Raw genomic sequence first — 14,290 nt, forward strand, 5'->3', positions numbered from 1 at the left:
ACTGCAGAACATGTTTGAGACATTAAAACACGGAGATCTACTAAAGAAAACGGCGGTAGAGGCTGAAACCGATATCGCTCAAATCCATAAAACAATTGATGAAATCAGTGAACGAAATGAGTGGAGGGTGCTTGAAAGCTACAGAAAGCACAAAGTATCGGATACGCATTTCACACCATCGACTGGCTACGGCTACGATGACATCGGCCGCGATACGCTGGAAAAAGTCTATGCCGACGTCTTCGGCGGTGAAGCGGCCCTTGTCAGACCGCAGATCATCTCGGGAACCCATGCGATATCAATTGCTTTATTCGGCGTTCTCCGCCCGGGAGATGAACTTCTTTACATCACAGGCAAACCGTACGATACCCTCGAAGAGATCGTCGGCGTCAGAGGTGAGGAAAACTCGGGGTCTTTGAAAGATTTCCAGATCGGATACAGCCATGTCGAGCTGACTGAAGAAGGAGCCGTTGATTTTGACCGCGTGGCAGCTTCCATTACACCGCAGACAAAGGTTGTCGGAATCCAGCGCTCAAAAGGATACGCAGACCGTCCGTCTTTTACAATTGATGAGATTGAGAAGATGATTCGCTTTGTTAAAGAAATAAACGAGAACATCATCGTTTTCGTCGACAACTGTTACGGCGAATTTGTAGAAGAGCGTGAGCCGTGCCATGTTGGAGCGGATCTGATGGCAGGCTCGCTGATTAAAAACCCGGGAGGCGGCCTCGCCAAAACGGGCGGCTATATCGCCGGCAAGGAAAAATGGGTGAAAGCCTGCTCCTACAGAATGACATCACCTGGAATCGGCAGTGAAGCCGGTGCGTCGTTGTACACCCTTCAGGAGATGTACCAGGGCTTTTTCCTTGCGCCGCATGTCGTCTCCCAGGCATTAAAAGGAGCCGTGTTCACAGCCCGTTTTCTTGAAAAGCTCGGCTTTAGGACGAATCCTTCGTGGGACAGCAAGCGGACCGATTTGATCCAGTCTGTCGAATTTTCCAACCCGGAGCAGATGATCGCGTTTTGTCAGGCCATTCAGTACGCTTCTCCTGTCAACGCCCATGTGACACCATATCCGAGCTATATGCCGGGCTATGAAGACGATGTCATTATGGCGGCCGGCACTTTTGTACAGGGAGCAAGCATTGAACTATCAGCGGATGGCCCTATAAGACCGCCTTATGTGGCATATGTTCAAGGCGGATTAACCTATTCCCATGTGAAGAATGCGATATGCAGTGCTGTGGATACGCTCATGAAGCAGGGGTTAATGTAAAGAAAATAAAGAATATTTTCATGTAAAGAATCCTTACATCGTGTTGACACATTATATAACATCACATATAATAAATTTATATAAGAAAAGGAGGAAATTGAGATGAGTGATAAAATTCGCCGCTCAATGCCCTTATTTCCGATAGGTATCGTCATGCAGCTGACCGAACTGTCCGCAAGACAAATTCGGTATTATGAGGAAAATGGACTGGTATTTCCTGCAAGAAGTGAAGGGAACAGACGTTTATTTTCATTCCATGATGTAGATAAGCTGCTCGAAATTAAAGATTTGATCGAACAAGGTGTAAACATGGCGGGGATCAAACAAATTTTCGCCAAAACAGAAAACGAACAAAAAGAAGACAAACAAGACAAGCCGAAAAAAGCAGAGAAACACAACTTGTCGGATGAAGAACTGAGAAAACTGCTGAAAAACGAGCTTATCCAAGCAGGCCGTTTCCAAAGAGGGACGACATTCCGCCAGGGAGACATGTCCAGGTTTTTTCATTAATTTGTTAGCAACTGCATTGCTATATACATTTACCTTTTAGAGGAGGAGTTTTACGAATGGCAAAGTATACAAGAGACGATATTGTTAAACTAGTAAATGAGGAGAATGTAAAATATATTCGCCTTCAGTTTACAGACATTCTTGGAACGATTAAAAACGTTGAAATTCCTGTGAGCCAGCTGGAAAAAGCACTTGATAATAAGGTTATGTTCGACGGCTCTTCAATCGAAGGATTCGTCCGCATTGAAGAATCCGATATGTACTTGTACCCTGATTTAGATACATTTGTGATTTTCCCGTGGACCGCCGAAAAAGGTAAAGTAGCCCGCTTCATCTGCGATATTTATAATCCGGACGGCACGCCGTTTCAAGGCGATCCGCGCAACAACTTGAAGCGCATTTTGAAAGAAATGGAAGACATGGGCTTCTCAGATTTCAATCTTGGACCGGAGCCGGAATTCTTCCTGTTCAAGCTTGACGAAAAAGGCGAGCCTACCCTTGAACTGAACGACAAAGGCGGATACTTCGACCTTGCGCCGACTGACCTTGGCGAAAACTGCCGCCGCGACATCGTACTTGAGCTCGAAGAAATGGGTTTTGAAATCGAAGCGTCTCACCACGAAGTTGCACCTGGACAGCACGAGATCGACTTTAAATACGCTGGAGCCATCCGCGCTTGCGATGATATCCAAACGTTCAAGCTCGTCGTTAAAACAATCGCGCGCAAACATGGCCTGCACGCAACATTCATGCCAAAACCGTTGTTCGGCGTAAACGGATCAGGCATGCACTGCAATCTATCACTCTTCCGAAACGGAGCCAACGCTTTCTTTGACAAAGACACTGACCTTCAGCTGAGTGAAACGGCAAAGCAATTCATCGCCGGCATCGTCAAGCACGCAACAAGCTTTACAGCTGTGACAAACCCGACTGTCAACTCTTACAAGCGCCTAGTTCCAGGCTATGAAGCACCTTGCTATGTGGCATGGAGCGCGCAAAACAGAAGCCCATTGATCCGTATCCCGGCTTCCCGCGGCATCAGCACGCGCGTAGAAGTCAGAAGCGTAGACCCTTCTGCGAACCCGTACCTTGCTTTGAGCGTACTTCTTGCAGCAGGACTTGACGGCATCAAAAACAAGCTTGAAGCACCGGCTCCGATCGACCGCAACATCTATGTCATGACAAAAGAAGAGCGCCTCGAAAACGGAATCGTCGACCTTCCTGCGACACTCGCAGACGCTCTCGAAGAATTCAAATCAAACGAAGTCATGGTCAAAGCCCTCGGTGACCATCTATTCGAACACTTCGTCGAAGCAAAAGAAATCGAATGGGATATGTTCCGCACACAAGTCCACCCTTGGGAGCGCGAGCAGTATATGTCTCAGTATTAATCTAGGAATCCCTTGGCACCAGCGGTGTCAGGGGGTTTTTGTTTTTGTGGGTGTTTCTAATATTTTAAGAGGGAACATTAATCACCCACAAATCACCCACAAAAAATCAATAAAAAAATTACTCCATTATCGTGGAGATATACTCTTCATATCTATTCATCGAATCCATGTCAATCTTTTTGCTGACATGAGAATAAATATCGGATGTTACTTGAATACTTTTGTGGCCGAGGCGCTCCTGAACACGGCTGGAGAGATCTGAACAGCTCTGTTTCGAATTTTGAGGATGAAGAAACGGACAAGCTTCTCTTTAGAAATCTATGAAAGGGCTATGTTGTATTTTAAGGGGAAGAAAGCATGACGATTATTCACTAACACTATTCGGATACTGAAATGAAAAGTATCCTCGACAGCATGATCATTATTGTAGATATGAGGAAGCAAAAGGAATCAGCATTTTAAAGAACTCAGGGTCAAAGAAATTAATATGGAACTCAGCTTCAAAAAGGACACCTATTATGAAATAAAACAGCGTACAATATATCGTATAGCAACAGCACTCGGAATAACCTGAGTGCTTTTTTGCAGTTAGCATTTGTGTGGGTGAAAATTCCTGTTTTATCGTTAGGTGGTATATTTTTCAATATGACTATGTTAATCTCGTTAAAGGAGGGATAATAATTTGAAAACAAAAATAGTAAGCTTGCTACTTGTATTAAGTTTAGTCTGTGGATTTGCACTTCCATCTTATGCTAAGACATCGATGAATGAAAAGGCAAAAACTAATGCTTCTGGAATTAATGTTATAAGCCAGTCTGAAGATGAAGCATCTTATACACTTGAATACGGTGGAAAACAGTATCTTATTGATCAAAAAACATTAGATAAAGGAACCTCTAAAGAGGCAATCAAAGTTGATCAATATTTGTTAACTGATGGACATAAAACACTAGTTGATTCTGCTACAGTCAGTCTTTCTAAGGAATCAAGCAAGATGTCAATTCAAGCAAAATGTAGAGGGAAACAAGGTGCTTCAGTAGAATATCCTTTAGTCAAGATGCATTTGAATTCATGTACAATTAAAAAATTCTTGAATATTGTTGAGGATGCTGACGGTATTGCAGGGGCTATCGCTGGGATAACAGCATTGGTAAAGAAAGTACCTGGGATTTCAGTATATGCTGGAGCAATTGCAGGGGCAATGTTTGCTGGTAAGTATGTTATAAAAAAAATATCTGATAATGGAAAGTACGGAATTTCTTATAATTGGGTACCTGGTACCATTTTTATTTTTCCTTGGAGAAATGGTTAATAATTGAGGTGATAATGTCAAATGAATCGTATATTGGTCTCAATAGCTATTATTATATTTTTAATTGAATATATTGTAGCCCCACTTACAGATATAGATACCGGAAAATACGGCACGTTTATAGGCTTAATATTATTGAGTATTGCGGTTCTAAGATTATCTGATAATGAAAAATCATAAATTTTTGCAGAGAGCAGATTTCAATCTGCTCTCTTTTTGTTTATTTTGTTAGAATGAAAACGACAATTAAGCGACAAAAAGAAGCATAATTGATTATTCCTGAAAATGAAGTCGCTTATCACATCCATGATCAAACCGCTGCTATGTCAGTTTTTTTTGAGCCGAACGCCAATACAAAGTCAAACAGCGTTGAAATGTGTGTCGAAAAAGACGGCAGGATTCACAGTGAAAACGGTTCAGAATGCTGTTGAATTGGTCGCCGATCTGTGCAAGCGTTACGCCTTTCTACAGAAAAAATCGTTCGCTATTATGATGTGACAAACAAAAACTGTCCGGCGCTGTGGGTGAGTGATTCAAGTCAGTTGGTGACTTTCAAAAAAGTTGATGCCCTACTTGGAAATAAAACTGTCTCAAAGACAACATCATCCACGAGCCAGTCAAGCAAATCCACAGGGACCATTCTGAAAAAAGGGGCGACCGGTTCCCAGGTCAAGGCGCTGCAGAAACGTTTGATTGCCGCAGGCTTCTCACTGCCGAAGTATGGGGACGATGGCTCGTATGGCAATGAGACGGTGCAGGCTGTTAAAGCCCTGCAAAAGAAAGCGGGTATCGCGGTGGATGGAATTTACGTACTGGCGACAGAAAAGGCGCTTGCAGCTATTGAAGCGAAAAAGAAAAAGCCTTTCTCGAACGGCAAAAAATCATCCTACCCGCTGCCGTCTGGCATCTATAAAGTAAAAAGCCCGTTGATGAAGGGAACGGCCGTCCGCCAGATTCAGAAGGCCTTAGCTACCCTCTATTTCTATCCGGAGAAGGGCGCGAAAAATAACGGTATAGATGGTTATTACGGGCCGAAAACGGCAAACGCGGTCAAACGGTTCCAGCTGATGTACGGGCTGTCTGCGGATGGTATTTACGGGCCAAAAACGAAAGCAAAACTTGAATCATTATTGCAGTGAAGACAAGGTCTTCTATCTCGAGAACCTTCTTATACTAATCTTTTATCAGATAGAAAATTAAAAGTTCGTAAAATTTTCCAAAGGAGCTTTTCCATATAGTTGGTTTATATGTTAATATATTACTTGTAAATATAAACTATAGGAGGTTGTTTTTGGTATGAAAAGTATGAAGGCTAGGGTGTTAATGGTTTTTTCAGTATTTGCACTCCTAACCACAGTAGTATTGACTACGCCAGCGGCTACGGTACAGGCAAAAAATGCAACAGAAAGTTTGATCAATCATCAAGAAGTTAGCGATGTTGTGCAAAATGTTGATGAAAAAGTCATGGAAAAAGCGAAAAAGTTTGTAAAAGAAGCATTGAAAACCAATGATGATTTTACATATTCTGTAGACCGTCAAAAAGCACTCCAAATTGGTTTTTCTGTAGATCAAGTAACAAATATGGCGATGTTTTATGAAAACTTGCCAACAGAACAAGTGAAATTTTTAGAGGAAGGGAAACAGGTTGCGGTAAAAGGCGATAATCAAATCAAGCCTATGTTTGTGCCTGCGTTACCATGGGTTGTATATATTTCGTTGCAAGAGTTAATTGCAATTTTAACAGCTGTGGGATTAGCTGGTGTTGCTCAAAAGTTCTTAAAAGACATTTACACACATGGGATTAAAGAAGCATGCAAAAAGTTTTCAAAAAAACATAAGAAGATTAAAGCCTTCTGTGAAAATAATGGATATCCAACAAAATAAAAATAACTCCTGGATTAGTTCCAGGAGCTTTTTTATAAGTAAATCGCCAATAAAGCCGCTAAGACAGCCATAATAAAGTAATCACTACTATCCATTTTCGTGCCGTTTTTAACAAAAACATTTAAAGCCCAATTCAATTTTGTACCATCGACCGTCTTTGAAACAAATTTTTTGCCGATATTGTAATACAGCACGTTGAAAAAGGCGTATGCAACTGAACAAAGCAAATAGAGCAAGATAAACTTACCAAAAAACAAAAGCATTGCTGGTCACTCCCACATTTTGAATTCTTTAACCAACAACTTGATTTTACCAAAAATGTTTATAATAGAAAAGGAGACGTTTGTAACATCTTCACCTGTCAAAAGAGGAATTTTTTCGTGATAACTATAGACTTGAGTATACAGTTTGTAGCAGGACTTGACGGCATCAAAAACAAGCTCGAAGCACCGGCTCCGATCGACCGCAACATCTATGTGATGACAAAAGAAGAGCGCCTCGAAAACGGAATCGTCGACCTTCCTGCGACACTCGCAGACGCTCTCGAAGAATTCAAATCAAACGAAGTCATGGTCAAAGCCCTCGGCGACCATCTATTCGAACACTTCGTCGAAGCAAAAGAAATCGAATGGGATATGTTCCGCACACAAGTCCACCCTTGGGAGCGCGAGCAGTATATGTCTCAGTATTAATCTAGGAACCCCCTTGGCACCAGTGGTGCCAGGGGGGGTTGAATTTTGGTCAAAAGATTGGGTGACCAAAATATGACCAAAAAAATTTGAAGTTTCAATCTAACTCCATAATCGATGAGACATAACCTTCGTAATCTTCGATTCTATCTTGGTCAAGTTTCTTACTGATATTGGGAGTAAACATCAGCTGCTTTTCTTAATATATTTCATGTCTGTACCTGAATTCCAAGAGTAAAACCACGTGTGTTAGGCGAAAAGTGTGGTCAGCTTGGAATGACGCGGCAAAAGTGACCAAATACTGATTGGAATGAATATGTTATATTTAGGGGAACAATAAGCGAAGGGGAAACTATTAAATGTTTGAGTTGGATAAGATGATAAACAAAGTAAACGGCCTTAAAGAAGAGCACGCAAAGGGAACCCTTAAGGTTATTTGCGGAAAACTGGATAATCTAAAACACGGGGGTGGTCAATATACAGAGAAAGAATTTGTTGAAGATATTCGATCAATGATTGAGGATTTTCCAGAATTGGATAATAAAGAAGAGAATAATGAATAAAAAACCCTTCTTGCAAGAAGGATTTTTTTTATAACAATACCACACCGACGACATATACGATCGATTTAGTTATAAACAATTTTTTTAAAACGGGAGGTTTTGAAAAAGCGAAATAGTAATAACTAAGGTTGATAAAGAGCCCAAAGATATCAAAGATACAATTTTTCGGTTGTTTTGCTTTTTTGGAGATTTACTTAATTCATAGATTAATGCACTCCATAAAAGTATGGATGCCAAAATAATAATACTCATATACACATAATCCTCCTTTTTATGGTTAACATTGTCATCGATTTTACCACATTTAGGATTGAGATGTCGATGAAATAAGCATCTTTATTTCATTCTTTGACTGAAGAACAAAACCGTTTGTTTTCAACTCGGACATTATAGTTCCTTCGGAGTTCTCACTATGAACACTGGCATTCACTTACTCTCTAGTATGAGTTCCTTATTGAAATGTCTTTATTTCTTTTGTTGTCGAAAATGAAATGAAAACCTATCATATCCAGAACAGAAAGAGGCATTGAAACAAAAAGGTTAACAAAATGAGGTTGCAAGCTGCAGCCTTTTTAGTTTGAAAAAAGTTAGTACAAATGGAAAGAAATCATCCAACACACTGTTGGTCGGCATCTTTAAAGTGACAAACGCATGAAATGAAAGGAGCGGCTGTACGTCAGGTTCAGGAAACGTTGGCTGTTCTTTAGCCCTAAGAGAGCAAGGTATTGACGGCAATACGGTCAGAAAGCGGCGGGACCGTCACTGATGGTATTTACGGGTCTAAGACAAAAAATAGAAAAGTTAAATTACACAACAATTAATAGAATGAAGTATAAGCAGATAAAAATTTTGAACGAAATCTGTTGAGTTGAAGGGAAATTAAATTGGTCTTGAGGAATAAAAAGCTGATTTAAGAGGGAAAGAAACAATGCTGCTGAAAAACAACTATTGACATATGTAAGTAAATAGAATAAATTAATTATTGTTATAAAAAACACCTAATTTTATCATAGCACACAAGATATAAAAAGTCAATGTTTTTTTAAAAAAGATGCTTTTGAAAGGAAGAGAGGTTATGAACTTATCTCGTTTTTTGAATTCCATTCAATTATCCCCTCAATCAAAACCTATGATGGAACTGCTTGAATTAAATGAAAAAACAAAAGAGCATGGCTTGATCTTAACACCCAGCGATATCAAAACATTAATCGTTTATAGAAATAAAGTGCTTCATGATCATGGACGTATAGAGCTGGGGATTGAAGTACTAAAGGAATTAATTGAGGTGTTTGCTGCTTCACCCTATATGGATGAGGATCATGATGTCGAAACGTTAATCGAGCTTCAGGAGATTTTTTATTATCTCAGAAATGAAACAGAAGATAAGATAGGTGACATGAAACTGATTCATCAGATGATGGAGTGTTTTAACGGACCTTCTGCGGGATCTTTAGAGTTATTAAGAAGTAAAATGGAGGAACTCGCGGAGAGTTTCAGAAGAAATACGATGAGAAGTGAGTCTTTATATAAAGGTGATGAATAACATGGGAAAAGAAAATACTTTAAATCGCTATGATTTGGTTTCAAATTTTACGATTGATAAATCAAAGTTAAAGCAAAGCCAATTTATGTTGTCGCTTCTAAAAGAAGGCCAAAGGGTTGGAGTTATTACCAGCGAAAAAGCTTACAAGATACAGGTAGAGATTATGCAAATCCTGCAACGATTGATAGGCCAGTATACCAAAGGGGAAAGTACGTCGGTTACTACAGAAACGGCGGAAGGGATTATGGTTTCCCTCATGTATGCAATAGATGCTTATGCTCTCCATTTTGAGAAACCTGAAGAGGTTATAGTACATTTACGTTCTGATAGTATAAAAAAAATATATACCAAAGGTGTCGAATTACTTCACTGTTATTTTGAAGAAGCTAAACAATTGTATCAAGACGTAAAAAAATTAAAGTTAGATGTGCCTGTTGATGCTTATAATTTAACCATTGACGAATCGTTACCTGTATTTATGAATCATTATAATATTATTTTTGAAGCTCAAAATACGATGGCGAGCATTGACTATCCTTTAGCTATTGACAACATGGAACTGCAAGGTGTTTTTTATATTAAACAGTATTTAGAGCGACTGCTGATAGAAACGAGATTCTGTCACTTTTTTAACCATCAAGATCTAATGTATATCTTGACAAACTTCGGGAGAATATGCCGCTTTAATTATCGCATAGAACTTTTTAATATTTTTGAGTTAATGATAAACAATGCTGTTTTTTCACTGCTATCCGGGGGCGAAGCCAATCAAGTCAGAATTTCTGAAGTTCAATATGACAGGTTGAGTCGGTTGTTAAGTGATTGCCATGCTGATAAAAGGGCAAACTTGATTAACGAAGCATTTGATCGGTTACAGCGGGATTTAAAGACAGATCAAACGATTACTGATTATATCAATTTGTATCGCAATGAATGTATTCAAAGGGTAAATAACGCTGCGGAAATTGATGGCTTCAAAATGTTGATCATCAGAGAAATTGAAGAGAGAGAAAAACCAATAGCGTTAATGTTAAATGAAAATGATCGCATGAGTGATATTGAAATGCGGAAATTGGTGGATTGCATCATGGAAAGAAAAAACACAGCAGAAAAAATATCGCTGATCCGCGATCATTTTGTTTCACTGCATGATTATTTGGATTTGCTAAATTCGGGATGTCTGTTTGACGACGAATATAACGCACTTTTTGCTACGTTTGGGAATTTTGAATTGGCCATTTTTGCGAAAATTGTATTTTATGAAGAATTAAGAGGGGGAATCCTCAATTTCATTGACATTGTTGCTGACTGCTCTGAAGCAAAGAGCGAGTGGGAAACATATTATATGAAATTTATTAAACAATTAGAAGATGAGCGCATTGCAACGATTGGACAGCTCATCAATGATATTGACTATGAGGAGATATCGTTTTATTAAGTTAAAGACGTTTTTATAAGTTCTTTTACAAAGGAGAGTCTAAAGAAAGACGAAGATAAATAACAGCACTCGATAAATGCAATCTTATCCCGCCAAGAAAGTTATTTTTCAACACAACTTAAAAGCTTAAAGTAATTCTACTCCAACTTGCTTAGTGAATTTTACTTTTATTCTCTCTTCTTCTCCAATACTTACAACCATGAAATTTTCAACTTTCTTAATGCTAGTTACGTTTTGAAAAACACCTGTAAATACCGCGAAATCTTTATAGGTTATATCCAGGCTGCAAGTTAGTTGATAAACATCCAGCATCAAAATTAACTTGAAGTTTTGATTATCTTTATAAGTATAAATAAATTCGCCGGCCTCTGGATCATCAGCTATACTGGCTGGCTCACTCTCAAAAAGTTCTAATAAATCATATTCATTATATTTTATAAACATCCAACTGACTCCTTAAAATTATAGTGATATTAATGAAGTTAAAAAAACCGCAGATCTTTAACTATATCGATCATTACTGGGCAATAAGAATTTCTGATTTTCAATCGCAACTCCAAACGCTGTCTTAAGGAAATAACTCATGTATCAATCGAACTGTATCTATATATAGGTTGATATGTTATTATCTGTATATAAAATAAGGTAGCATGCTAAGCTGCCGACAAATGATTAGATTATCAGAAGGGGAGATTGTTATTAGATTTTTGCCGCCGGTTTTCGCGGGTATTGCTGTATTTTTAGTGACTTTTTATATTGAGTATTCTTCCAAAAATTTATCCCTGGAGAATAAACTTATACTCAATGTTGCAGCGGCAATTGTCGGGTGTATTTTGGGAATGTTTATAAGAAAAGAAATCAATATTAAAGAGACCGATTAATAAAGTTCGGTTTCTTTCTCTATTTTAACATGCAGGGAAAATATTCTTTGGATTAATAAAGGAAGGTAATCATTTCGAATTTCGGATTAAACATAGCTAGATCATTTTTCAAATATCTCTAGTTTATAAAGGATCTTAACGAGTTGTGAGTTTGGGCATCCGAAAAAACTTCAGAAAGAGAGGGACACTTAACAAAGTGTGGGTAGTGAAATGGACAAATGTATATTTTGTGAAATCGTTAGTCAAAAAATTTCAAGTTATGAGGTTTATAAAAATGACGATGTAACAGCATTTCTTGATATAAATCCTGTTACATGTGGCCATACAATAATCATACCAAATAAGCATATTGAAAGACTCGATCATATTAACGATCCCCATCTATCTAATGAAATAATGGATTCTTTAATTAAAGTACCTCAAATATTAATTCATTCAGGTATTTGTGATGATTACACGATACTCTCAGACAACGGTCACTTTGCTCAGCAAGATATTAAGCACCTGCATTTTCATGTCATACCGAGACACATGAATGAAAAGTTTGAATTCAAATTAAACACCGACTTTACTGCAGCTGAGAAAAGTAACTTACTTTCGGTATGGAGAAAGATTACAGGGAGATGATGAGAAAAGATTGTCCTAGAATTTAAAAATGGAAAGATGATTTGATATGATCTCGTGCAGGTTTTGCTGAATTCATCATTTCGTCCAGAAATTCTTTCCTTTGTTGTATAATGGTGATGATTAACAATGGTTGCAAGGGAGTAAATTATGTTTTTAATAGCTTTTGTATTGGCGTATTTTATCAAGCAGCCGATATTAAGTATGGGGACACTTTTTCTTTTCATCTACGGATTTAGATTTTCTTCTAAAGGCATTAATGCTGAAAAATACGATTGTTATATTAATCAATATAGACTTATATTTTGCTTCGTCATCCCTTTCCTTAATTTTTATATGTACTGGACAACGATAGGAGGGAATGCGGGAGTCGGGTTTACGTTTAGTCCACTTACCCTGATGCAAAAGCTGTCTTTCTTGTCCCAAGTTATTTTGATATTATTACCCGAGATTCGCAAATTTTTATCTCGTAAAAACTTCATTCATATTGATGAAAAGAAGCAGAGATTAGCATCGGCTTTGTATCCAATTGCTTTAATCCTAACAGTTTGTATGGCATATCGTTAAGGACCGGAGCAATGGCTTTACTCTACATAAAAGTTGCATCCACTATACTTTAAAGGGGGCTATTGATGAATTTCGAGCCGGAAAAACTAAGAAAATTTCTTAATTGCGCGTCAAACCCATCAAACCCAATGGAGACAAAAGTAAAGAATTACTATGTGAATCAAGAGATTCAAGAGTTTGCATCCTTTGATATTGACTTTGAAAATGTAGACATCGCCCTGCGTATTGCCGGTATGTTGGGGAAATCAGCCACGAAATTTACGATAAATCATTTTCTTTTCCCTGATACGAACAAAATAGATTATATTCAATTTATAATTTTTGAAATTAATGATTCAGAACTATTAGCATTTTTAGAACAACTATAACAGCATTCTTGTTTGAATACAGTTCTCTTGGTGAAAATAAAGCAAGTTCTACCCGATAAACCGCAGCAATCATAATTACCTTTGGTGTTGCGAACAGCCCCTTTTGTCAAGGCAGCTTCGTGGATTCATCAGGCTCAGCCGATTAGATGGCCAATGGTCTGTGTGAAAGGACTTGGCGGAACTGCCTTCAATCAAAAAAGCACCATTACTTATACCAATCAGGAGGACAAAAAGTGTTTTTGGCAAAGATGATCGATCGTTTAGCGTTATATGATTTGCACAGGAAAAGAAGTAAAGAAAAACATTTTTCCGCTTTTTCATTGGATTCGATTGACAGGGACGAATTCTATCAAGCAAAAGCGGCTGATGTCTCCTTTACTCTTCATGAAGCGAGAAAAAACTATTTGGCTGGACATTTCAGCTATGAATCTATCATTCCATCCGGAGACCCTGTCAATGATAGTTTAAAAGGCGAGGTTTTTTTAAATAAGAATGATATAGATCAACCTAATGTTATTTTTGTACACGGCTGGCGAATGGATTCATACGACAGAATAAAAAAGATATTTCATGATCGTATGATGAACGATTTAGGCTGGAACATGTACTACTATTCTCTTCCGTATCATTTTGAAAGAGAGCCGGAACATTCGCTTTACAGCGGTGAATTCATGATAAGTGCGAATTTGAATCGTACAGTTGAATCAACAAGACAAGCTGTCGTGGATTTACGGGCGCTCATTCACTGGATCAAAGCAAATAAAACCGGCCCTGTTATTATAGTGGGCGTCAGTTTAGGCGGGTGGATGACAAATTTAATGGCTGCCCTTGAGACTGAAATCGACATCGTGGTATCGATATTTTATGCGAATCGTCTTTCTTACTCGATATGGAATACCATTCCGGGTAAATTCATAAGAGAAGAATTGGAACAGTACGGTGTGACATATGAAGATTTACAAACATATTGGGAAATTACAGATCCCAGTCAGGCTGTGCCGAAAGTTAACAAAGATCACATTTTGCTGATTTCCGCCGTTCATGACCAATATGTTCACTTAGAGGATGCTGATAAGTTATGGGAGAGCTGGGGGAAACCCGAAAGACATCTCTACAATTGCGGCCATGCCGGAATTGTTCTTTGTCGTAAAAAGCTGGCATTAGATACGATTTCTTTCATCCGAAAAAAATTAAAGCAGCTTCATGAGGGATAATTTCTTTAATTTATTAAAAAGCTGGCAATT

The 14,290-nt window shown here is 38.4% G+C and carries 15 protein-coding genes and 1 pseudogene; 14 read left to right on the forward strand and 2 right to left on the reverse strand.

All coding sequences use genetic code 11. From position 1 onward, the window contains the following. The first annotated feature begins 10 nt into the window (after positions 1-10). The 6 genes from M1D59_RS10180 to M1D59_RS10205 all read left to right on the forward strand — a co-directional run bounded on the left by M1D59_RS10180 (position 11) and on the right by M1D59_RS10205 (position 6,373). Positions 11-1,276, forward strand: coding sequence for a methionine gamma-lyase family protein (locus M1D59_RS10180; protein WP_212110224.1), 1,266 nt, complete (start codon positions 11-13; stop codon positions 1,274-1,276). Positions 1,277-1,378: 102 nt separating this feature from the next. Further along, entirely contained in the window at positions 1,379-1,786 is a 408-nt protein-coding gene (locus M1D59_RS10185; protein WP_003182143.1) for a MerR family transcriptional regulator, read from the forward strand. Between the two features lie 56 nt (positions 1,787-1,842). After that, a complete protein-coding gene (gene glnA, locus M1D59_RS10190; protein WP_020451550.1) occupies positions 1,843-3,177 on the forward strand; it encodes a type I glutamate--ammonia ligase in 1,335 nt (444 codons plus the stop codon). 682 nt (positions 3,178-3,859) lie between these two features. Further along, positions 3,860-4,489, forward strand: a complete 630-nt coding sequence (locus M1D59_RS10195) for a hypothetical protein (RefSeq protein ID WP_035338636.1) — start codon at positions 3,860-3,862, stop codon at positions 4,487-4,489. Between the two features lie 545 nt (positions 4,490-5,034). Beyond that, entirely contained in the window at positions 5,035-5,628 is a 594-nt protein-coding gene (locus M1D59_RS10200; RefSeq protein ID WP_224067359.1) for a peptidoglycan-binding domain-containing protein, read from the forward strand. A gap of 157 nt (positions 5,629-5,785) precedes the next feature. Continuing rightward, positions 5,786-6,373 carry a hypothetical protein gene (locus tag M1D59_RS10205; RefSeq protein ID WP_020451551.1) on the forward strand — a complete coding sequence of 196 codons (588 nt, stop codon included), beginning with the start codon at positions 5,786-5,788 and terminating at the stop codon, positions 6,371-6,373. Between the two features lie 32 nt (positions 6,374-6,405). Here M1D59_RS10205 and M1D59_RS10210 read toward each other — a convergent pair whose 3' ends face one another. Next, on the reverse strand, positions 6,406-6,636 hold the full coding sequence (locus tag M1D59_RS10210; RefSeq protein WP_009327761.1) for a hypothetical protein: 231 nt from the start codon (positions 6,634-6,636) through the stop codon (positions 6,406-6,408). Between the two features lie 132 nt (positions 6,637-6,768). Between M1D59_RS10210 and M1D59_RS10215 the strand changes: the two are divergent. The 4 genes and pseudogenes from M1D59_RS10215 to M1D59_RS10230 form a co-directional block, all read left to right on the forward strand. Continuing rightward, a pseudogene (locus M1D59_RS10215) lies at positions 6,769-7,065 on the forward strand (type I glutamate--ammonia ligase); the annotation flags it as partial. A 356-nt stretch (positions 7,066-7,421) separates the two neighbouring features. Beyond that, a complete protein-coding gene (locus M1D59_RS10220; protein ID WP_035338640.1) occupies positions 7,422-7,625 on the forward strand; it encodes a hypothetical protein in 204 nt (67 codons plus the stop codon). A gap of 1,075 nt (positions 7,626-8,700) precedes the next feature. Further along, a complete protein-coding gene (locus M1D59_RS10225) occupies positions 8,701-9,168 on the forward strand; it encodes a DUF6323 family protein (protein WP_020451555.1) in 468 nt (155 codons plus the stop codon). Position 9,169: 1 nt separating this feature from the next. Continuing rightward, a complete protein-coding gene (locus M1D59_RS10230) occupies positions 9,170-10,606 on the forward strand; it encodes a DUF6179 domain-containing protein (protein WP_035338642.1) in 1,437 nt (478 codons plus the stop codon). A 126-nt stretch (positions 10,607-10,732) separates the two neighbouring features. Here M1D59_RS10230 and M1D59_RS10235 read toward each other — a convergent pair whose 3' ends face one another. Next, positions 10,733-11,050, reverse strand: coding sequence for a hypothetical protein (locus tag M1D59_RS10235; protein ID WP_026579667.1), 318 nt, complete (start codon positions 11,048-11,050; stop codon positions 10,733-10,735). Between the two features lie 224 nt (positions 11,051-11,274). Between M1D59_RS10235 and M1D59_RS10240 the strand changes: the two genes are divergently transcribed. The 4 genes from M1D59_RS10240 to M1D59_RS10255 all read left to right on the forward strand — a co-directional run bounded on the left by M1D59_RS10240 (position 11,275) and on the right by M1D59_RS10255 (position 14,260). Continuing rightward, positions 11,275-11,487, forward strand: coding sequence for a hypothetical protein (locus M1D59_RS10240; RefSeq protein ID WP_145929838.1), 213 nt, complete (start codon positions 11,275-11,277; stop codon positions 11,485-11,487). A gap of 198 nt (positions 11,488-11,685) precedes the next feature. Then, positions 11,686-12,114, forward strand: a complete 429-nt coding sequence (locus M1D59_RS10245) for an HIT domain-containing protein (protein WP_026579666.1) — start codon at positions 11,686-11,688, stop codon at positions 12,112-12,114. A 629-nt stretch (positions 12,115-12,743) separates the two neighbouring features. Further along, positions 12,744-13,046 (forward strand): hypothetical protein, encoded by a 303-nt coding sequence (locus M1D59_RS10250; RefSeq protein WP_026579664.1) that lies wholly within the window; start codon positions 12,744-12,746, stop codon positions 13,044-13,046. Between the two features lie 233 nt (positions 13,047-13,279). Beyond that, positions 13,280-14,260, forward strand: coding sequence for an alpha/beta hydrolase family protein (locus M1D59_RS10255; protein WP_212110221.1), 981 nt, complete (start codon positions 13,280-13,282; stop codon positions 14,258-14,260). Positions 14,261-14,290: the final 30 nt, after the last annotated feature.

The sequence above is a fragment of the Bacillus sp. PK6-026 genome (assembly GCF_054161455.1).

Excerpts from the sequence above, each read along its gene's own strand:
- M1D59_RS10230 (WP_035338642.1), top strand. The coding sequence starts at position 9,170 with ATGGGAAAAGAAAATACTTTAAATCGCTATGATTTGGTTTCAAATTTT.
- M1D59_RS10250 (WP_026579664.1), top strand. The coding sequence starts at position 12,744 with ATGAATTTCGAGCCGGAAAAACTAAGAAAATTTCTTAATTGCGCGTCA.
- M1D59_RS10225 (WP_020451555.1), top strand. The coding sequence starts at position 8,701 with ATGAACTTATCTCGTTTTTTGAATTCCATTCAATTATCCCCTCAATCA.
- M1D59_RS10205 (WP_020451551.1), top strand. The coding sequence starts at position 5,786 with ATGAAAAGTATGAAGGCTAGGGTGTTAATGGTTTTTTCAGTATTTGCA.
- glnA (WP_020451550.1), top strand. The coding sequence starts at position 1,843 with ATGGCAAAGTATACAAGAGACGATATTGTTAAACTAGTAAATGAGGAG.
- M1D59_RS10240 (WP_145929838.1), top strand. The coding sequence starts at position 11,275 with ATGATTAGATTATCAGAAGGGGAGATTGTTATTAGATTTTTGCCGCCG.
- M1D59_RS10180 (WP_212110224.1), top strand. The coding sequence starts at position 11 with ATGTTTGAGACATTAAAACACGGAGATCTACTAAAGAAAACGGCGGTA.
- M1D59_RS10220 (WP_035338640.1), top strand. The coding sequence starts at position 7,422 with ATGTTTGAGTTGGATAAGATGATAAACAAAGTAAACGGCCTTAAAGAA.
- M1D59_RS10185 (WP_003182143.1), top strand. The coding sequence starts at position 1,379 with ATGAGTGATAAAATTCGCCGCTCAATGCCCTTATTTCCGATAGGTATC.
- M1D59_RS10235 (WP_026579667.1), bottom strand. The coding sequence starts at position 11,050 with ATGTTTATAAAATATAATGAATATGATTTATTAGAACTTTTTGAGAGT.
- M1D59_RS10210 (WP_009327761.1), bottom strand. The coding sequence starts at position 6,636 with ATGCTTTTGTTTTTTGGTAAGTTTATCTTGCTCTATTTGCTTTGTTCA.